Source organism: Burkholderia multivorans ATCC BAA-247 (assembly GCF_000959525.1).
Taxonomy (GTDB): domain Bacteria; phylum Pseudomonadota; class Gammaproteobacteria; order Burkholderiales; family Burkholderiaceae; genus Burkholderia; species Burkholderia multivorans.
The window spans coordinates 157,184-176,404 of the sequence record NZ_CP009832.1 but is presented as its reverse complement, the minus strand read 5'-3'; the positions used below and the strand labels follow the sequence as shown (position 1 = coordinate 176,404).

General features: G+C 68.0%; 20 protein-coding genes and 1 pseudogene. 17 read left to right on the top strand and 4 right to left on the bottom strand.

Annotated features, from left to right (window positions below; translation table 11 throughout):
- Positions 1-42: 42 nt before the first annotated feature.
- A complete protein-coding gene (locus NP80_RS13275) occupies positions 43-969 on the bottom strand; it encodes a LysR family transcriptional regulator (protein ID WP_006401710.1) in 927 nt (308 codons plus the stop codon).
- 139 nt (positions 970-1,108) lie between these two features.
- On the opposite strand from NP80_RS13275, the gene NP80_RS13270 reads away from it, so the two are divergent.
- From NP80_RS13270 to NP80_RS13190, 17 genes and pseudogenes are all read left to right on the top strand, one after another.
- Positions 1,109-1,555, top strand: a complete 447-nt coding sequence (locus tag NP80_RS13270) for a CidA/LrgA family protein (RefSeq protein WP_006401711.1) — start codon at positions 1,109-1,111, stop codon at positions 1,553-1,555.
- A gap of 25 nt (positions 1,556-1,580) precedes the next feature.
- Positions 1,581-2,303 carry an LrgB family protein gene (locus NP80_RS13265; protein ID WP_006401712.1) on the top strand — a complete coding sequence of 241 codons (723 nt, stop codon included), beginning with the start codon at positions 1,581-1,583 and terminating at the stop codon, positions 2,301-2,303.
- 78 nt (positions 2,304-2,381) lie between these two features.
- Positions 2,382-2,912 (top strand): flagellar basal body-associated protein FliL, encoded by a 531-nt coding sequence (gene fliL, locus NP80_RS13260; protein WP_045593759.1) that lies wholly within the window; start codon positions 2,382-2,384, stop codon positions 2,910-2,912.
- 22 nt (positions 2,913-2,934) lie between these two features.
- Complete coding sequence (fliM, locus tag NP80_RS13255; protein ID WP_006401714.1) at positions 2,935-3,933, top strand: flagellar motor switch protein FliM; 999 nt, start codon at positions 2,935-2,937, stop codon at positions 3,931-3,933.
- Positions 3,926-4,405, top strand: a complete 480-nt coding sequence (gene fliN / locus NP80_RS13250; RefSeq protein ID WP_006407291.1) for a flagellar motor switch protein FliN — start codon at positions 3,926-3,928, stop codon at positions 4,403-4,405. The genes fliM and fliN overlap by 8 nt, the downstream gene beginning before the upstream one ends.
- Positions 4,402-4,977 (top strand): flagellar biosynthetic protein FliO, encoded by a 576-nt coding sequence (gene fliO, locus NP80_RS13245; RefSeq protein ID WP_045593756.1) that lies wholly within the window; start codon positions 4,402-4,404, stop codon positions 4,975-4,977. Before fliN ends, fliO begins: the two co-directional genes overlap by 4 nt.
- A gap of 41 nt (positions 4,978-5,018) precedes the next feature.
- A complete protein-coding gene (fliP, locus tag NP80_RS13240; RefSeq protein ID WP_006411163.1) occupies positions 5,019-5,780 on the top strand; it encodes a flagellar type III secretion system pore protein FliP in 762 nt (253 codons plus the stop codon).
- Positions 5,781-5,796: 16 nt separating this feature from the next.
- Positions 5,797-6,069, top strand: coding sequence for a flagellar biosynthesis protein FliQ (fliQ, locus tag NP80_RS13235; RefSeq protein WP_006401718.1), 273 nt, complete (start codon positions 5,797-5,799; stop codon positions 6,067-6,069).
- Positions 6,070-6,092: 23 nt separating this feature from the next.
- Positions 6,093-6,875 carry a flagellar biosynthetic protein FliR gene (gene fliR, locus NP80_RS13230; RefSeq protein WP_006411157.1) on the top strand — a complete coding sequence of 261 codons (783 nt, stop codon included), beginning with the start codon at positions 6,093-6,095 and terminating at the stop codon, positions 6,873-6,875.
- A gap of 198 nt (positions 6,876-7,073) precedes the next feature.
- Entirely contained in the window at positions 7,074-8,078 is a 1,005-nt protein-coding gene (locus NP80_RS13225) for an ABC transporter substrate-binding protein (protein ID WP_035489485.1), read from the top strand.
- 107 nt (positions 8,079-8,185) lie between these two features.
- The gene (locus tag NP80_RS13220) at positions 8,186-8,983 is read left to right on the top strand and encodes an ABC transporter ATP-binding protein (RefSeq protein WP_006411156.1); all 798 of its coding nucleotides are present in this window, start codon (positions 8,186-8,188) and stop codon (positions 8,981-8,983) included.
- 16 nt (positions 8,984-8,999) lie between these two features.
- The gene (locus NP80_RS13215; RefSeq protein WP_006407285.1) at positions 9,000-9,857 is read left to right on the top strand and encodes an ABC transporter permease; all 858 of its coding nucleotides are present in this window, start codon (positions 9,000-9,002) and stop codon (positions 9,855-9,857) included.
- Positions 9,858-9,942: 85 nt separating this feature from the next.
- Positions 9,943-11,310 carry a sensor histidine kinase gene (locus NP80_RS13210; protein WP_045593751.1) on the top strand — a complete coding sequence of 456 codons (1,368 nt, stop codon included), beginning with the start codon at positions 9,943-9,945 and terminating at the stop codon, positions 11,308-11,310.
- Positions 11,311-11,323: 13 nt separating this feature from the next.
- Positions 11,324-12,001 (top strand): response regulator, encoded by a 678-nt coding sequence (locus NP80_RS13205; protein ID WP_006409650.1) that lies wholly within the window; start codon positions 11,324-11,326, stop codon positions 11,999-12,001.
- A gap of 108 nt (positions 12,002-12,109) precedes the next feature.
- Positions 12,110-12,293 (top strand): annotated as a pseudogene (locus NP80_RS13200) (porin); the annotation flags it as partial.
- A 342-nt stretch (positions 12,294-12,635) separates the two neighbouring features.
- Positions 12,636-14,654 carry a site-specific DNA-methyltransferase gene (locus tag NP80_RS13195; RefSeq protein ID WP_006401726.1) on the top strand — a complete coding sequence of 673 codons (2,019 nt, stop codon included), beginning with the start codon at positions 12,636-12,638 and terminating at the stop codon, positions 14,652-14,654.
- Entirely contained in the window at positions 14,654-17,680 is a 3,027-nt protein-coding gene (locus tag NP80_RS13190; RefSeq protein ID WP_006409643.1) for a type III restriction-modification system endonuclease, read from the top strand. The genes NP80_RS13195 and NP80_RS13190 overlap by 1 nt, the downstream gene beginning before the upstream one ends.
- A 217-nt stretch (positions 17,681-17,897) precedes the next feature.
- Here the strand turns inward: NP80_RS13190 and NP80_RS13185 are convergent, their stop codons facing one another.
- From NP80_RS13185 to NP80_RS13175, 3 genes are all read right to left on the bottom strand, one after another.
- On the bottom strand, positions 17,898-18,263 hold the full coding sequence (locus tag NP80_RS13185; protein ID WP_006407278.1) for a hypothetical protein: 366 nt from the start codon (positions 18,261-18,263) through the stop codon (positions 17,898-17,900).
- 206 nt (positions 18,264-18,469) lie between these two features.
- Positions 18,470-18,724, bottom strand: coding sequence for a glycine zipper 2TM domain protein (locus NP80_RS13180; RefSeq protein WP_035946387.1), 255 nt, complete (start codon positions 18,722-18,724; stop codon positions 18,470-18,472).
- Between the two features lie 52 nt (positions 18,725-18,776).
- On the bottom strand, positions 18,777-19,067 hold the full coding sequence (locus tag NP80_RS13175) for a hypothetical protein (protein WP_006407276.1): 291 nt from the start codon (positions 19,065-19,067) through the stop codon (positions 18,777-18,779).
- Positions 19,068-19,221: the final 154 nt, after the last annotated feature.

The window sequence follows — 19,221 nt, the reverse complement described above, 5'->3', positions numbered from 1 at the left end:
GTCGCTTCGGCCAAAGTCGGTTCGAATCCAAATCGAACCGCGTCACTCCCGCGCCCGCAAGCCGCCGAACGCCAGATCGTCGCCCGGCGCGATCGGCAGCGTCGCGCGCGCGACCTCGAGCCACGCGCGCGCCGCGTGCGACAGATAGCCCTTCTTCACCCAGCCGAGCGCGATCGCCCACGTGATCTCCGGTTCGACGATCGGCCGGCACGTGAACTGCCCCGCATCGAGCCGCCGGCAGTACGGCTCCGGCAGCAGCGCGATGCCGACGCCCGCATGCACGAGCGCGGCCATGAAATCCCAGTGCCCGCTGCGGCTCACGATCGACGGCGTGAAGCCGACCTGCCGGCAGGCGTCGAGCACCGCGTCGTGCAGCGCAAGGCTTTCCGCATAGAAGACGAACGATTCGCGCGCGAGATCCGCGAGCGGCACGGCCGCGTGGTCCTCCCAGCGCGATTCGCGCGGTGCGACAAGCCAGAGCGGCGCGCGCACCATCGGCAGCCGCTCGAACGTGGCCGGATCGACCGGCTCGAGCAGCCCGCCGAGCTCCAGCTCGCCCGACATCAGCGCCGCCTCGATCATCCGCGCGCCCTGCTCGAACAGCTTCAGCTCGATGTTCGGATAGCGCTGTTTGTACGCGGCGATGATCGGCGTGAACAGCGACCCGCCGAGCGGCGGAATGCCGATCGTCAGCTCGCCGCGGCCGAGCGTGCCGAGGTCGTTCAGTTCCGACTGCAGTTGCGCCTGCGCGGCCAGCACGTCCTGCCCGCGCTGGAACACGATCCGCCCCGCGTCCGTCAGCACCATCTGCCGGCCGTCGCGCAGCAGCAGCGGCGATCCGATCTCGTCCTCGAGCGCCTTCACCATCTTGCTGATGGTCGGCTGCGTGACGAACAGCTTGTCGGCGGCCGCGGTGAAGCTCTGTTGGCGGACGACCTCGATGAAGTACCGCAGCGCGCGCAATTCCATCGGCGACTCCCCAAAATGGTGCAAATGAACGAATGAATTCCGAATCGGAATGATAAGAATAGAGACAAGTCATTTTATTTATGGATGAGGGAATCCTATACTTGCGACATCCTAGAAATTTCTGTATGTGAGCCCAGCCATGAATCGACCGACCGCCGTTCCCGCCCGTCCCGCCGGTGCCGCGCATGCCGGACGCATCGCGCTGCAGGCCGCCGCGCTCGGCGTGCTGTGGCTGGCGGTCGATTGGGCCGTGCGCGCGGTCGGGCTGCCGGTACCGTCCGGCGTGATCGGCCTCGCGGTGCTGCTCGTGCTGCTGTTCTCCGGCCGCGTCGCGCCGACGTGGGTGAAGGACGGCGCGAACTGGCTGCTGTCCGACATGCTGCTGTTCTTCGTGCCGGCGGCCGTCGCGGCGGTCCAGTACGGCGGCCTGTTCCGCGAGGACGGCTGGCGGCTCGCGCTGGTCGTCGTCGCGGGCACCGCGTTCGTGATGGTCGCGGTGGCCGTGGCGGTCGATCTCGCCGCACGGCTCGAACGCCGCTTCGTCGTGCAGCGCGTGTACGCCGAACGCCGCCGCGCACGCGCGTAACGCCCTCAGCGAACCGGAGCCCGTCATGTTTGCCGCGTTGTCGAACCTGCCCGCCGATCGCGTGAACGCCGCGATCTCGTTCGGCTGCTTCGTGCTGACCGTCGCGCTGTATTTCGCGTCGAAGCGGCTCTACGCGTACAAGAAGACGCTGCTGTTCTCGCCGCTCGTGTTCGTGCCGGGTGTGCTGGTGCTGCTCGTGCTGCTGACCGGCATTCCGTATTCGGTGTATTTCCGCGACACGCGCTGGCTGATGTGGCTGCTCGGCCCCGCGACGATCGCGTTCGCGGTGCCGATCTACGACTATCGCGACCTGATCCGCCGGCACTGGCTGTCGCTGTCGGTGGGCGTCGCGGTCGGGATCGGCGCGGGCGTATGCGGCTCGCTGCTGCTCGCGAAGCTGCTGCACCTGTCGCCGGAGCTGCAGCGCTCGCTGATGACGCGCTCGGTGTCGACACCGTTCGCGCTCGCGGTGTCCGACAAGATCCACGCGCCGAAGGACCTGACCGCGCTGTTCGTGATCGCGACCGGCATCTGCGGGATGCTGCTCGGCGAGATCGTGCTCGCGCTCGTGCCGATGCGCACGCGACTCGCGCGTGGGGCGCTGTTCGGTGCGGCCGCGCACGGCGTCGGCACCGCGAAGGCGCGCGAGATCGGCAGCGAGGAAGGTGTCGTGTCGAGCCTCACGATGATGATCGCGGGCGTCGCGATGGTGCTGATCGCGCCGCTGCTGTCGCGGCTGCCGATCTGACGCGCGCCGACAATCGGCTGAGATAGCCGCAAATCCCCCCTCTTTTCCGCCCATCGGGCGCGGCCCGGATGCCGAACAATGCATGCTACGAGTCATCACGCACGCATTCACATGGCCTCCACGACCGCAAATCCGCCCGCCGACAAACCGGCTTCGTCCGGCAAGTTCAAGCGCATCGCGCTGATCGCCGTCATCGCGCTCGGCGCGGCCGCGGCTGCCGCGGCCGGCATGTACGTGTTCATGGGCCGGCAGGGCGCGACCCACGCGAGCGCCGAGCCGGCGCCGCTTGCCGCGCCCGTGTTCTTCCCGCTCGATCCGCTGACCGTGAACCTGCAGTCCGACGACGGCGTCCAGCATTACCTGCGCGTCGGGCTGTCGCTCAAGCTCACCGACCCGAAGGCGCAGGAGCAGCTGACCGCCCGGATGCCGGAGATCCGCAGCCGCGTGCTGCTCGCGCTGTCGAACAAGCATCCCGAGGACATCGCGACGCCCGACGGCAAGCAGGCGCTCGCGCAGCAGCTGCGCAACCTGATCGAGGAGCCGACGCAGCCCGGCAACCAGCGCACGAAGGTCGACGACGTGCTGTTTACCGAATTCGTCGTCCAGTAACGCGGCCGCGAAAGGAGCGCGCATGGGCCACGAAGAATTCATGTCGCAGGAGGAGGTCGATGCCCTCCTCAAAGGCGTCACGGGCGAATCCGACACGGTCGACGAAGAGCGCGACACGGCGGGCGTGCGCCCGTACAACATCGCGACGCAGGAGCGGATCGTCCGCGGCCGGATGCCCGGCCTCGAGATCATCAACGACCGTTTCGCGCGCCTGCTGCGGATCGGCATCTTCAACTTCATGCGGCGTACGGCGGAAATCTCCGTCAGCCAGGTGAAGGTGCAGAAGTACAGCGAATTCACACGCAACCTGCCGATCCCGACGAACCTGAACCTCGTGCACGTGAAGCCGCTGCGCGGCACGTCGCTGTTCGTGTTCGATCCGAACCTCGTGTTCTTCGTCGTCGATAACCTGTTCGGCGGCGACGGGCGCTTTCATACGCGCGTCGAGGGGCGCGACTTCACCGCGACCGAGCAGCGCATCATCGGCAAGCTGCTGAACCTCGTGTTCGAGCACTACACGGTCGCGTGGAAGAGCGTGCGGCCGCTGCAGTTCGAATTCGTCCGCTCGGAAATGCACACGCAGTTCGCGAACGTCGCGACGCCGAACGAGATCGTGATCGTCACGCAGTTCTCGATCGAGTTCGGGCCGACCGGCGGCACGCTGCACATCTGCATGCCCTATTCGATGATCGAGCCGATCCGCGACGTGCTGAGCTCGCCGATCCAGGGCGAGGCGCTCGAAGTCGACCGCCGCTGGGTACGCGTGCTGTCGCAGCAGGTGCAGGCCGCCGAAGTCGAGCTGACCGCGGATCTCGCCGAGATCCCGACGACCTTCGAGAAGATCCTGAACCTGCGCGCGGGCGACGTGCTGCCGCTCGACATCGCGGACACGATCACCGCGAAGGTCGACGGCGTGCCGGTGATGGAATGCGGCTACGGGATTTTCAATGGCCAATATGCGCTGCGCGTGCAGAAGATGATCAGCGCGAGCGACACGATGAAGGAAGGTGGATATGACTGAGCTGAACCCGACGCCGGAACTCGACCCGCAGGCGCTCGCCGATGCCGCGCTGGCGGACTCCGCGGGCGCGCAGCAGGCGGCCGACGCCGATCCGGCAATGGACGACTGGGCCGCGGCGCTCGCCGAGCAGAACCAGCAGCCGGTGCAGGCCGGCGCCACGGGCGCGGGCGTGTTCCAGCCGCTGTCGAAGGCCGCGGCCAGCTCGACGCACAACGACATCGAGATGATTCTCGATATCCCGGTCAAGATGACCGTGGAGCTCGGCCGCACCAAGATCGCGATCCGCAACCTGCTGCAGCTCGCGCAGGGCTCGGTCGTCGAGCTCGACGGGCTCGCCGGCGAGCCGATGGACGTGCTCGTGAACGGCTGCCTGATCGCGCAGGGCGAGGTCGTCGTCGTCAACGACAAGTTCGGGATCCGGCTGACCGACATCATCACGCCGTCCGAACGCATCCGGAAGCTGAATCGATGAGCGTCGCGCCGTCCGGCCGCCGCGCTGCGTTCGCGGCCGCGGCCGCCTGTGCGGCGTCGGCCGTCGGCATGCCGGCGTGCGGCGCCGATCTGAACGCCGTCAATCACGCGGGCGCGATCGCGTCGAGTGTGGTGGTCGGTTCGGCCGCGCCGTCGCTCGGCGTCGGCGCGGTGCTGCAGACGCTCGTCGGGCTCGCGGTCGTGATCGGCCTCGTGTTCGGCTGCGCCTGGCTCGCGCGCCGCTTCGGCTTCCAGCCGGCACGGCGCGGCGGCCCGCTGAAGGTCGTATCGAGCGTCGCGGTCGGCGCGAAGGAAAGCGCGACGATCGTCGAGATCGGCGATACGTGGCTCGTGCTCGGCGTCGCGCCGGGCAACGTGCGGCTGCTGCATACGCTGCCGGCCGGCTCCGTGGCGGCCGTGCCGGTGGACGCCCCCGCCGGCGTCGCGCCGTCCGGACGCGCTGCGCCCGGCAGCGGCGAGCTGTCCGTCAACGGCGCATCGTTCGGTGCGCGCTTTCGTGACGCGCTCGCCGGCGAAGCCGCGAAGCGCCTCGGCCGCGGCAAGGAGCGCTGACATGCGCGCGTGCCGTCGCTGTTCCCTCTTTCTGTAATCCGATGAACCACGTCTTCCTGCGCCGCGCCGCGCGCATCGCGCCTGCGCTGCTTCTCGGCCTCGCCCCCGCGCTTGCGTGCGCGCAGGCGGCCGGCCTGCCCGCGTTCAACGCGAGCCCGGGCCCGAACGGCGGCACGACCTATTCGCTGAGCGTGCAGACGATGCTGCTGCTCACGATGCTGTCGTTCCTGCCGGCGATGGTGCTGATGATGACGGGCTTCACGCGCATCATCATCGTGCTGTCGCTGCTGCGCCAGGCGCTCGGCACCGCGACGACGCCGCCGAACCAGGTGCTCGTCGGCCTCGCGCTGTTCCTCACGTTCTTCGTGATGTCGCCGGTGCTCGACCGCGCGTACACCGACGGCTACAAACCGTTCTCGGACGGCACGCTGCCGATGGAACAGGCCGTGCAGCGCGGCGTCGCGCCGTTCAAGGGCTTCATGCTGAAGCAGACGCGCGAGACCGATCTCGCGCTGTTCGCGAAGATCTCGAAGGCCGCGCCGATGCAGGGGCCCGAGGACGTGCCGCTGTCGCTGCTGGTGCCCGCGTTCGTGACGAGCGAGCTGAAGACGGGCTTCCAGATCGGCTTCACGATCTTCATCCCGTTCCTGATCATCGACATGGTCGTCGCGAGCGTGCTGATGTCGATGGGGATGATGATGGTGTCGCCGTCGACCGTGTCGCTGCCGTTCAAGCTGATGCTGTTCGTGCTGGTCGACGGCTGGCAGCTGCTGATCGGCTCGCTCGCGCAGAGCTTCACGTAAGCGACGGAGGCCCGCAATGACGCCCGAACAGGTAATGACGCTCGCGCACCAGGCGATGATGGTCGGCCTGCTGCTCGCCGCCCCGCTGCTGCTGGTCGCGCTCGCGGTCGGCCTCGTCGTGAGCCTGTTCCAGGCCGCGACGCAGATCAACGAAGCGACGCTGTCGTTCATTCCGAAGCTGCTCGCGGTCGCCGCGACGCTGGTGATCGCCGGCCCGTGGATGCTGACGACGATGCTCGACTACCTGCGGCAGACGCTCCTGCACGTCGCGACGCTCGGCGCCGGCTGAGCGGCGCGCGGCGGCCGGTTCCGATGTTTTCCGTTACGTATGCGCAGCTCAACGGCTGGCTGACCGCGTTCCTGTGGCCGTTCGTGCGGATGCTCGCGCTCGTCGCGACCGCGCCGGTGGTCGGACACGCGTCGGTGCCCGCGCGCGTGAAGATCGGCGTCGCCGCGTTCATGGCGCTGATCGTCGCGCCGACGCTCGGGCCGATGCCGGCCGTCACCGTGTTTTCCGCGCAGGGTATCTGGATCGTCGTCACGCAGTTTCTGATCGGCACCGCGATGGGGTTCACGATGCAGATCGTGTTCGCGGCCGTCGAGGCGGCCGGCGACTTCATCGGGCTGTCGATGGGGCTTGGCTTCGCGACCTTCTTCGATCCGCATTCGAGCGGCGCGACGCCCGTGATGGGCCGGTTTCTGAACGCGGTCGCGATGCTCGCGTTTCTCGCGGTGGACGGGCATCTGCAGGTGCTGGCCGCGTTGACCGCGTCGTTCCAGTCGCTGCCGGTATCGGCCGATCTGCTGCACGCGCCGGGCTGGCGCACGCTCGCGGCGTTCGGCGCGACCGTGTTCGGGATGGGGCTGCTGCTCGCGCTGCCGGTCGTCGCGGCGCTCTTGATCGCGAACCTGGCGCTCGGGATTCTGAACCGTGCGGCGCCGCAGATCGGCGTGTTCCAGGTCGGCTTTCCGGTCACGATGCTGGTCGGGCTGTTGCTCGTGCAACTGATGGTGCCGAACCTCGTGCCGTTCGTGTCGCGGCTGTTCGACATGGGGCTCGACGCGATTGGGCGCGTCGTGCTGGGGTGGCGTTGAGGCGGTGAGGGGCGGCGAATGCGACGCGCTTGGCGCCGCCGGCCGGCCGCTCGACCGCACCGGTGCCCCCAATTGCTGGAAAACCCCTAAACGAATCGCGCCCCCGTGAAAGGTTGCGGAAGGTTTCGCGTTCCTATACTCGATGCGACGATGCAGCAAGCATCGCGCCACACGAATACAACGAACGGAGACAACCCGATGCGACCCATCCTGCGCACCCTCGCCGTCGCAGCCAGCCTGAGCTGCGCGCTCGCCGCGCACCCCGCCCTCGCCGACGACGGCGGCAAGATCACGATCATGGTCGGCGGGATCGCGAAGCTGATCTATCTGCCCGCGCGCCTCACGCAGGAACTCGGCTACTTCAAGGCCGAAGGGCTCGACGTCGAGCTGCTGTCGCAGCCGGCCGGAGTCGACGCGGAGAACGAGCTGCTCGCGGGCGCCGTGCAGGCCGTCGTCGGCTTCTACGACCATACGATCGACCTGCAGAGCAAGGGCAAGGACGTGAAGGCGATCGCCGTGTTCGGCCAGGTGCCGGGCGAGGTCGAGATGGTGTCGACGAAGGCCGCGCCGACGTTCAAGTCGATGGCCGACGCGAAGGGCAAGACGCTCGGCGTGACGGGCCTCGGCTCGTCGACGAGCTTCCTCACGCAGTATCTGGCGCTGCAGCACGGCGTGCCGTCGACGCAGTACACGATGCTGCCGGTCGGCGCCGACGCGAGCTTCATCGCCGCGATCAAGCAGGGCCGCATCGATGCCGGGATGACGACCGAGCCGACCGTGTCCGCACTCGAGAAGATGGGCGACGCGAAGGTGCTGGTCGACATGCGCACCGTGGACGGCACGCGCGCGGCGCTCGGCGGCACTTATCCCGCCGCGAGCCTCTACGTGCAGTCCGCGTGGGCCGATTCGCACAAGGCGCAGGCGACCAGGCTCGCGCACGCGTTCGCGAAGACGATGCAGTTCATCCACACGCACAGCGCGGAGGAAATCGCCGCGAAGATGCCGGCCGACTACCAGAAGGACAAGGCGCTGTACGTCGCTGCGCTGAAGGCGTCGCTGCCGATGTACACCGCCGACGGCAAGATGCCGGCCGACGGCCCGGCGACCGTGCTGAAGGTGCTGTCCGCGTTCAATCCGTCGGTGAAGGGCAAGCACATCGATCTCGCGCGCACCTACACGAACGAATTCGTCGCCGCGAAATAGACGCAGGTTCGCGCGCGGGCGGCCCGAGCGCCGTCGCGCGCGCCGTTCCGGCCCGGCTGGCCGGCCAGGCGCCGCCTCGGCGCCCTCTTCACGCGCAGGACTATGCGATGAACCAGGCAGTTTCCGCGAGCACGCCGGCGATCGAGTTTCGCAACGTGTCGTGCCGCTTCATTTCACCGGAAGGCAAGGCGACCGTCGCGCTGCGCGAGTTCAGCATGAGCGTCGCGCGCGGCGAGTTCATCGCGATCGTCGGGCCGACCGGCTGCGGCAAGTCGACGACACTGAACCTGATCACCGGGCTGCTCAAGCCCGCCTCGGGCGCAGTGCGCGTGATGGGCCGCCCGGTCGACGGCATCGATCCGCGCATCGGCTTCGTGTTCCAGGCCGACGCCGTATTCCCGTGGCGCAACGTGATCGACAACGTCGCGGCCGGCCCGCTGTTTCGCGGCCGCTCGAAGGACGTCGCGTATGCGCAGGCCGAGGAATGGATCCGCAAGGTCGGCCTCGACAAGTTCACCAAGCACTACCCGCATCAGCTCTCCGGCGGGATGCGCAAGCGCGTCGCGCTCGCGCAGACCTTCATCAATCAGCCGGAGATCCTGCTGATGGACGAGCCGTTCTCCGCGCTCGACATGCAGACACGCACGCTGATGCAGGACGAGCTGCTGCAGCTCTGGTCCGCGAACAAGGGATCGGTCGTGTTCGTCACGCACGATCTGGAGGAAGCGATCGCGCTCGCCGATCGCGTGTTCGTGCTGACTGCACGCCCGGCGACGCTCAAGCGCGTGTATTCGATCGACCTGCCGCGCCCGCGCGTCATGTCGGAGGTGCGCTACGACGCGCGCTTCATCGAGATTTCGAAGGACATCTGGCACGACCTGCGCGAAGAAGTGCAGATCGGCTGACAGCAAGGACAGGAGCATGACCGACATGACGCTTCCCCCCACCGCCCTGCCGGCGACGTCCCTCGAGGACGACGAGCGCGCCGCGCAACGCCGGCTGCGCCGCCGGCGCACGCTGATCGTCACGCTGCGGATCGCCGTACTCGTCGTCGTGCTCGGCGGCTGGGAGCTCGCCGCGCGGCTGAAGTGGATCGATCCGTTCTTCTTCTCGATGCCGTCGCTGATCTTCGATCAGATCCGCGACTGGTTCGTGAACGGCACCTCGCAGGGCCCGCTGCTCACGCAGGTCTGGGTCACGCTCGAGGAGACCGCGATCGGCTTCCTGATCGGGTCGGTCGCCGGCGTGATCTGCGGGATCGTGCTCGGCCGCAACAAGCTGATGGCCGACGTGTTCGGGCTGTACATCCAGATCGCCAACTCGATTCCGCGCGTCGTGCTCGGCTCGGTGTTCGTGATCGCGCTCGGCCTCGGGATGGCGTCGAAGATCGCGCTCGCGGTCGTGATGGTGTTCTTCGTCGTGTTCGGCAACGCGTTCCAGGGCGTGCGCGAAGCCGACCGCTACCTGATCGCGAACGCGCAGATCCTCGGCGCGTCGCGCCGGCAGATCACGACGGCCGTCGTGATTCCGTCCGCGCTCAGCTGGATTCTCGCGAGCCTGCACGTGAGCTTCGGCTTCGCGCTCGTCGGCGCGGTGGTCGGCGAATTCCTGGGTTCCAAGCAGGGGATCGGCCTGCTAATCTCCACCGCCCAGGGTGCGTTCAACGCGAGCGGCGTGTTTGCGGCGATGATCGTGCTGGCCGTGGTCGCGCTCGCCGCCGACTATCTGCTCACCTGGGTCGAGAAACGGCTGCTGAAGTGGCGCCCCGCCGCATTCTGAGCGCCGCCGTCACGTAGAACACGACACCGCCACCGCGCCGGCCACCCCGGCGCGGCGGCGTTTCGAGCACAAGGAGCGACGATCGATGGCGCACAGCCTGCGCGGACGGCTGCTGTGGTGGCTGCTGCTGCCGCTCGCGGTGTTCGTGCTGATCGCGGCCGCGATGGCCTACGACGCCGCGCGGCGCACCGCCGATCTCGTGCAGGACAGCACGCTCGTCGCGTCCGCACGCACGATCGGCGAGGACATCGAGTGGCGCAACGGACTGCCGGTCGCCGACGTGCCGCCCGCCGCGCTGGAAATCTTCGAGTCGCCGTCGCGCGACTCGGTGTTCTACAAGGTGATCGACAGCGACGGCCGTCTGCTGGCCGGCAATCCCGCGCTCGACGTCGTCGCGCGGCACGGCGCGGAGCCCATCGCGTACGACACGACGCTCGACGGCACGCGCTTGCGCGCCGTTGCCTACGACCGCCAGCTGTACGACGAAGGCCAGGTCGATACGGTGACGGTCGTCGTCGCGAAGACGACGCGCTCGCGCAGCGCGATGGTCGCGACGATCTGGCGGCCGCAGCTCGTGCGGCTCGCGCTGATGCTGGTGCTCGCGGTCGTGCTCGTCTATCTCGGCCTCACGTTCGAGCTGCGGCCGCTGATGAAGCTGAAGGACGATGTCGCCGATCGCGGGCCGATGGAGCTGGAGCCGATCCGTCCGGAGCGATTGCAGCATGAGCTGCGGCCGATCGTCGACGCGATCAATCAGTGCATCGCGCGGCTGAACACACACACGGCGACGCAGCGGCGCTTCATCGCCGATGCGGCGCACCAGTTGCGTACGCCGATCGCGGTGCTCGACACGCAGATCCAGTACGCGCAGCAGCGCGGGCACGAGGATCGCGAACTCGCGTCGGTGCTCGACAGCATGCAGCGCAGCAGCCGCAAGATGGCCGACGTGACCGACAAGCTGCTGCTGCTCGCGCATGCGGAAGCGACGCCGTCGACGCTGCTGACGCAGCGCGTCGATCTGGCCGCGCTCGTGTCGAGCGTGCTCGAGGAGACGATCGTGCTCGCGCAGCGGCGCGACATCGATCTCGGCGCGGAGCTCGGCGAGCGGCTCGACGTCGCGGGCAGCGGCAGCCTGCTGAGTGCGCTCGTGACGAATCTCGTCGACAATGCGGTGCGTTACACGCAACCGGGCGGCTGTGTGACCGTGGCCGCGCGACGCGACGGCGACACGGTCGTGCTCGACGTGATCGACGACGGCCCCGGCATTCCGGCGGAAGCGCGGCCGCACGTGTTCAAGCGCTTCTACCGCGTGTCGTCCGACACGGAGGGCTCGGGGCTCGGCCTCGCGATCGTCAGCGAGATCGCGCAGGCGCACGGCGGCAGCGCGACGCTCGCGCCGGGCCCCGGAAACCGCGGCGTCGTCGTGACGGTGCGGCTGCCTGCGTACGATTGAAGAGAACGCTGCGATGAAACTCCTGCTGGTCGAAGACAACGCCGAACTCGCGCACTGGATCGTGAACCTGTTGCGCGGCGAGGATTTCGCCGTCGACTGCGTCGGCGACGGCGAACGCGCGGACACCGTGCTGAAGACCGAGCGCTACGACGCGGTGCTGCTCGACATGCGGCTGCCGGGCATCAGCGGCAAGGAGGTGCTCGCGCGGCTGCGGCGCCGCAACGACAACGTGCCGGTGCTGATGCTGACCGCGCACGGGTCCGTCGACGACAAGGTCGACTGCTTCGGCGCCGGCGCCGACGACTACGTCGTCAAGCCGTTCGAATCGCGCGAGCTCGTCGCGCGCATTCGCGCGCTGATCCGGCGGCAGGCCGGCGTCGGCTCGACGCAGCTCGTGTGCGGCGACCTCGTCTATGCGTTCGGCACACGCGAATTCCGCTGCGGCGACGCGCCGCTCATGCTGCGCCGACGCGAGCATGCGATCCTCGAAACGCTGATGCTGCAGCAGAACAAGACCGTGTCGAAGGCGCGGCTGATGGACAGCGTGTTCGCGCTCGACGACGAACCGAGCGCGGATGCGATCGACATCTACATCCATCGCTTGCGCAAGCATCTGGCCGCGAGCAGCGCGGAGATCATCACGCTGCGCGGGCTCGGTTACATCCTTCGCGCGAAGGCCGGCATGGTGTGAGTGTTCCTCGCGTGGTGTACGCCTGCGGTGCACCGCATATCGGCTGTTCCTCCGTTTCGCATCGATTCGTATCCCCAATGGTCGATAGCGTCCTACGTCGCACGCGCGCGCGTCGGCAACGGCTTCAAGGAGACGCTGTACGCATCGGTGTCCTATCACCTGAGCAAGCGCACCGAGCTGTATCTGGCAGGCGACTATATGGATGAAGCTGCACGGCGGGTACAAGGTCGCGTCGACGTTCGGCTCGAACAACCGCCTCGAACTGACGACCGGTATTCGGACGCGGTTCTGATCCTCGCGCGGCGATCGGCGCAGAGCCGGTCGCGCCCCGCCGTCGTCGCCGCTCGAGAGAACTCCACGTGAGCACGCCGGCGCCTGGCACCGACCGTGCCCTTTTTTTCGTCTTGCGCGACGCGTGCCGTCCGCCGCGCTCGTGCCGCGCGTGCGGCAACCGTGCCGATCGGCCGCGCGGCCCGTCCGGCGGGCGATCGCGCGCGATCGGCGGCCACGGTGTGCATATCGGCGCTTGACCTGCGCCGACCGACTCGCTAGCGTTTCGGGTTTGCCCGGGCGGCCGTTGCCGCCGATGCCGCGGCCGCGCCCGACGTTGCCGGCGCGGGCGGCCGGGCCCCCGATGGAAAAGACGATGCAGAAACTCGATGCGGCGAACCCGCTCGCGATGTCGACCGATTTCACGGCCGACAACGTCGCGCGCCTGAAGGCGCTGTTCCCCGAACTCGTGACCGAAGGCCCGGAAGGCGTATCGGTCAACGTCGACGTGCTGAAGACGCTGGTCGGCGACCGCACGGTCAGCGACGCCGACGAGCGCTACGGCTTTCACTGGCACGGCAAGCGCGACGCGCGCCAGGCCGCGCTGACGCCCTCGACCGGCACGCTGCGGCCCTGCCCCGACGACAGCGTCGCATGGGACGACACGCGCCATCTGATGATCGAGGGCGACAACCTCGACGTGATGAAGCTGCTGCACAAGAGCTACGCGGGCAAGGTGAAGCTCGTCTATATCGATCCGCCGTACAACACGGGCAACGACTTCGTGTATGCGGACGATTTCAGCGACAGCATCCGCCACTACCTCGCGATGACGGGGCAGACCGAAGGCGGCGTGAAGCGCAGCACGAACACCGAGGCGAACGGCCGGTTCCATACCGACTGGCTGAACATGATGTATCCGCGGCTGAAGCTCGCGCACGCGCTGCTGTCCGAAGAAGGGCTGATCGTCGTACATATCGACGAGCACGAAGTGCACGCGCTCGTGCTGATGCTGCGCGAGATCTTCGGCGAGGAGAATGAGCTCGGCGTCGCGGTGTGGGACAAGCGCAATCCGAAAGGCGACGCGCGCGGCATCGCCTACCAGCACGAGTCGCTCGTGCTGTTCGCACGCAATGCGGAAACGCTGCTCGAGCGCGCGCCGCTGAAGCGGCCGAAGCGCAACGCGCAGCGCATGCTCGACGCCGCGCACGACGCGATGTACCGCAGCGGCACGCCGAAGGATGCGGCGAAGGCATACCGCGCGTGGGTGAAGGCGCAGACGAACCTGTCCGGCGGCGAGGCGATGTACGACCGGCTGTCGGAGGACGGGCGCGTGTACCGTCTCGTGTCGATGGCGTGGCCGAACAAGAAGAAGGCGCCCGACGAATACTTCACGCCGCTGCTCCACCCGGTCACCGGCAAGCCGTGCGCGATGCCCGCGCGCGGCTGGCGCAATCCGCCGGCGACGATGCAGGCGCTGCTCGAGCGCGGACAGATCGAGTTCGGCCCGGACGAAACCACGCAGCCGCAGCGCATCTACTATCTCGACGAAAACATGTACGAGAACGTGCCGTCGGTGCTGCCGTTCGGTGGTTCCGACGACGCGCTGCTGAAGGCGCTCGGGATTCCGTTCGAGCAGCCGAAGCCGGTCGATTTCGCGGCGGCCGTAATCGGCTGGTGCACGCGCGGCGACGACATCGTGCTCGACTGCTTCGCGGGCTCCGGCTCGACCGGCCACGCGGTGATGCAGGTGAACGCGACCGACGGCGGCGCGCGCCGCTACATCCTCGTGCAGCTGCCCGAACCGCTCGATCGTCGCGACAAGACGCAGCAGGCCGCCGCCGATTTCTGCGCGAAGCTGAAAAAGCCGGCGACGCTCGCCGAAGTGACGAAGGAGCGTCTGCGCCGCGCCGCGCAGCAGGTCGCGCGCGACTATCCGGAAAGCTATGGCGACCTCGGTTTTCGCGTGTACCGGCTCGACACGACGAACGTGATCGAGTGGGATCCGCGCCGCGATGACTTCGACCATGCGCTGTTCGCCTCGGTCGAGCACGTGAAGACCGGCCGCACCGACGACGACCTGCTCGCCGAACTGACGCTGAAGCTCGGCCTCGACCTGTGCACGCCGGTCGAGCATCACACGATCGCCGGCAAGACCGTGCATCTGATCGGGCGCGAGATCGTCGCGTGCTTCGACGCACGCGTGTCGCGCGACGACGCCGAGCCGCTCGCCGACGGGATCGTCGCCCTGCTCGACGCGAGCGGCGCGACGCGCGACGTCACGTGCCTGTTCCGCGACAGCGGCTTCGTCGACGACGTCGCGAAGCTCAATCTCGCCGCGCTGCTCGAACAGCACGGCGTGAAGCGTGTGCGGAGCCTGTGATGCGGCTGCACTTCGAAGCGGATCTCGACTATCAGCGCGACGCGATCGACGCCGTCTGCGACCTGTTTCGCGGCCAGGAATCGTATCGCGGCGACTTCAGCGTGCTCGCGAGCGCGGCGCCCGGCACGACGGCCGCCGCGCAAGGCTCGCTCGGCTTCGCGATGTCGGAGCGCGGCGTCGGCAACCGGCTGTCGCTGACCGACGACGCACTCGCGCGCAACCTCGCCGACGTGCAGCTGCGCGGCGGGCTGCCGCCCTCCGGCTCGCCGGGCTCGCGCGATTTCACGGTCGAGATGGAGACCGGCACCGGCAAGACTTACGTATATCTGCGCACGATCTTCGAGCTGAACCGCCGCTACGGCTTCACGAAATTCGTGATCGTCGTGCCGTCGATCGCGATCAAGGAAGGCGTGCACAAGACGCTCGCGATCACCGAGGATCACTTCCGCGCGCTGTATGCGGGCGTGCCTTACGACTACTTCCTGTACGACTCCGCGAAGCTCGGCCAGGTGCGCCACTTCGCGGCGAGCGCGACGATCCAGATCATGGTGATGACGGTCGCCGCGATCAACAAGAAGGAAGTCAACAACCTCTACAAGGACAGCGAGAAGACCGGCGGCGAGAAACCGATCGACCTGATCCGCGCGACGCGGCCGATCGTGATCGTCGACGAGCCGCAGAGCGTCGACGGCGGGCTCGAAGGGCGCGGCCGCGAGGCGCTCGCCGCGATGGATCCGCTCTGCACGCTGCGCTATTCGGCCACGCACGTCGACCGTCATCACATGGTGTACCGGCTCGATGCGGTCGACGCGTACGAGCGCAAGCTCGTCAAGCAGATCGAGATCGCATCGGCGATCGTCGAGGATGCGCACAACAAGCCGTACGTGCGGCTCGTCGGCGTGTCGAACCGGCGCGGCGCGATCAGCGCGCGTCTCGAGCTCGACGTCGCGACCGCGAACGGCGTGAAGCGCCAGCTCGTGTCGGCCACCGACGGCGACGATCTCGAGCGCCTGACGAAGCGCGCGCTCTACGCGGGGCTGCGCATCGGCGAGGTGCATGCGGCGAAGGGCGCCGAGTACGTCGAGTTGCGGCATCCCGAAGGCGAAACGTTCCTGTCGCTCGGCGAGGCGTTCGGCGACATCGACACGCTCGCCGTGCAGCGCGAGATGATTCGCCGCACGATCCGCGAGCATCTGGACAAGGAGCTGCGCCTCGCGGAGCGCGGCGTGAAAGTGCTGTCGCTGTTCTTCGTCGATTCGGTCGAACGATATCGGCGCTACGACGAGAACGGGATGCCGGTCAAAGGCGAATACGCGCTGATCTTCGAAGAGGAATACGCGCGCGCGGCGCGCGTGCCCGCGTATCGCGCGCTGTTCGACGGCGTCGACATCGCGCGCGAGGTCGAACGCGCCCACAACGGCTACTTCTCGATCGACCGCAAGGGCGGCTGGACCGACACGAGTGAAAGCAGCGCCGTCGCGCGCGAGAACGCGGAACGCGCGTACGGGCTGATCATGCGCGAGAAGGAAGCGCTGCTGTCGTTCGACACGCCGCTGAAATTCATCTTCTCGCACTCGGCGCTCAAGGAAGGCTGGGACAACCCGAACGTATTCCAGATCTGCACGCTGCGCGACATCCAGACCGAGCGCGAGCGCCGCCAGACGCTCGGCCGCGGGCTGCGTCTCGCGGTCGACCAGGACGGCGAGCGCGTGCGCGATCCGGGCGTCAACACGTTGACCGTGATCGCGACCGAGCGCTACGAGTCGTTCGCGGAGAACCTGCAGAAGGAAATCGAGGCCGACACCGGCATCCGCTTCGGGATCGTCGAGCAGCACCAGTTCGCCGCGCTGCCCGTGCAGGAAGGCGACGGACCCGCGCATGCGCTCGGCGTCGAACTGTCGCGCGTGCTGTGGATGCATCTGCACGAGCAGGGCTACGTCGACGCGCAGGGCAAGGTGCTCGACCGGCTGAAGGACGCGCTGCGGCAAAGCGCGCTCGTGCTGCCCGACGCGTTCGAGTCGCTGCGCGCGCCGATCGTCGCGACGCTGCGCAAGCTGTCGGGCCGCTTCGCGGTGCGCAATGCCGACGAGCGTCGCGCGATCGCGCTGCGGCGCGATGCATCGGGCAAGGCCGTCGTATTCGGCGACGATTTCCGCGCGCTATGGGATCGCATCCGCCATCGCACCGTGTATCGCGTCGATTTCGACAATGCGAAGCTGGTGCGCGACTGCGCGGCCGCGCTGCGCGACGCGCCCGACATCGCGCGCGCACGCCTGCAATGGCGCAAGGCCGAGATCGACATCGGCAAGTCGGGCGTCGAGGCGATCGAGGTCGGCGGCGCCGGCACCGTGCTGATCGACGAAGGCGAACTGCCGCTGCCGGACCTGCTGACCGAACTGCAGGACCGCACGCAGCTCACGCGCCGCTCGCTCGCGACGATCCTCGCGGACAGCGGCCGGCTCGACGATTTCCGCGTGAATCCGCAGCAGTTCATCGCGGTCGCGGCCGATGCGATCAATCGCTGCAAGCGGCTCGCGCTCGTCGCGGGCATCGCGTACCGGAAGCTTGGCGATCGTCACGTACACGCGCTCGAATCGTTCGAGAGCGAGGCGCTGACCGGCTATCTCCGCAACCTGCGGCTCGAGGCGCGCAAGTCGATCCACGAGGCCGTCGTCTGCGAGACCGACGCGGAGCGCGCATTCGCGGACGCGCTCGAGGCGCACGACGGCGTGAAGCTGTATGCGAAGCTGCCCGCGTGGTTCCGCGTCGCGACGCCGCTCGGCAGCTATCACCCCGACTGGGCGGTGCTCGCCGAGCAGGACGGCGGCGAGCGGCTGTACTTCGTCGTCGATACGCCGAATGCGGACGGCGATACGCCGACCGAGCACGAGCGCGCGAAGCTCGCGTGCGGCGAAGCGCATTTCCGTGCGCTGGCCGACGGCGACGATGCGGCGCGGTTCGTGCGCGTCCGGCACGTCGACGCGCTGTTCGACGTCGCTGCGGCGCCGACGCGCACGGCGCGGTAAGGCGAGCGTCGGCGGCAATGCTGTCGCGGCCGACGGGACGCGCAGCTGGAGCGGGCGCACGTGTCGCGGCGCCTGTCGACATGAAACGAGCATCGCGTCTGCACGACGCGACGCGCGAGCAAAGGGCGCACGCCCGAATGCACGGTGAGCCGGATGCGATTCCGGCGCCGCCATGCGATTCGGACGTGCGCCCTTCCCTTTTTTCCTGCAGGCCGCGTTACAGCGTCGTCTTACCGAACGCGTTGCGCTTCGTATGCTTGCCGTGCGACGCCGTGTGCGCGGCATGGCCGTGCGTATGCCCGCGTCCCGGCTGCGTGCCGGCGCGATCGGCGATCGTATCGGAGCGATCGGCCGCACGCGCGAGGCCCTTGTCGCGATCGCCCGCGTGAAAGCCGTTCGAATTGCTCAGCGCTTCGCCGCTCATGTGGCCGCCCGACATGCCGCCCGCATTGCCGCCGGAACCGCCCGCCCCATGACCGCCGCCATTCCCGCCACCGTTGCCGCCGGCCGCCGCGTGTGCGGAGACCGTCCCCAGTGCGAGCAGCGCGGCTGCCAGCACGGACAGATATCGTTGTTTTTTCATCGAGTGCTCCTCCCTTGTGTGTATTCGAGTGACTGCATTCTAGGAACGCACGCGATCGGCGTGCATCGCGACGTTGTAAATGATCGTAACGACGCGCGTTGCGTGCTTTGATAGGACGAATACGCCGGAGCCCGGCGATAGCGGAGAAGAAAAATGAAACGCGGAAGCGGCGCCGTGGCGCCCTTCCGCCTGGTGGCTGCGCTGACTTACTGCTTCGGCGGCGCCGACTGCGCGCGTTCGTTGCGCTGCTCGGCCTGCTCCTGCGCGTGCTTCTTCGCCATGTGATGGCCGACGACGCAGCCGCCGACAGCGCCTGCCACCGCGTGGTGGCCCGCGTAATGGCCGGCGACGCCGCCGACCACCGCCCCTTTCATACAGCCGGCCGCATGCGCGCTGCCGATCGTTGCGAGCGCAACGATAACGGCGGCGGCACAGGTACGGAAACTTCGAATCGACATGATGCGATCACGCTCCTGTCGCATCGATCAGGCCGACCGGCGAGCCGGCCGGCGTTCAATCCCAGCGGCCACCGCGCCAGCCGCGGTCGCGCTCGCGCCATTCGTGTTCGCGCCACTCGTGACGACGCCATTCGCGTTCACGCCATTCGCGCGCACGCCAGTCGTCGTAGCGATAGCCGACCGGCGCATACGTGACGGGCGGCGGCGCCACATAGACCGGTGCCGGCGCCGTGTAGACGCCCGGCACGCCGATGCCGACCGACAGGTCGACGTGGGCCGATGCCACGCCCGACGCGGCGAGCGCCGCTACACCGATAACCGCACCGAGAAGAAGTTTCTTGCTCATCTCGCGACTCCCTGCACGTATGTCGTGCTTCGTGTGAATACGGTTTGGAGTCTAGGCAACACGCGCGGATACAGGTGAAACCGGTGTGCGAGACCGGTAACGCGCGTTTACGGTCGTCGGCAAGTACTTGTCGCTAAAGGAAAAAACGGCCGTG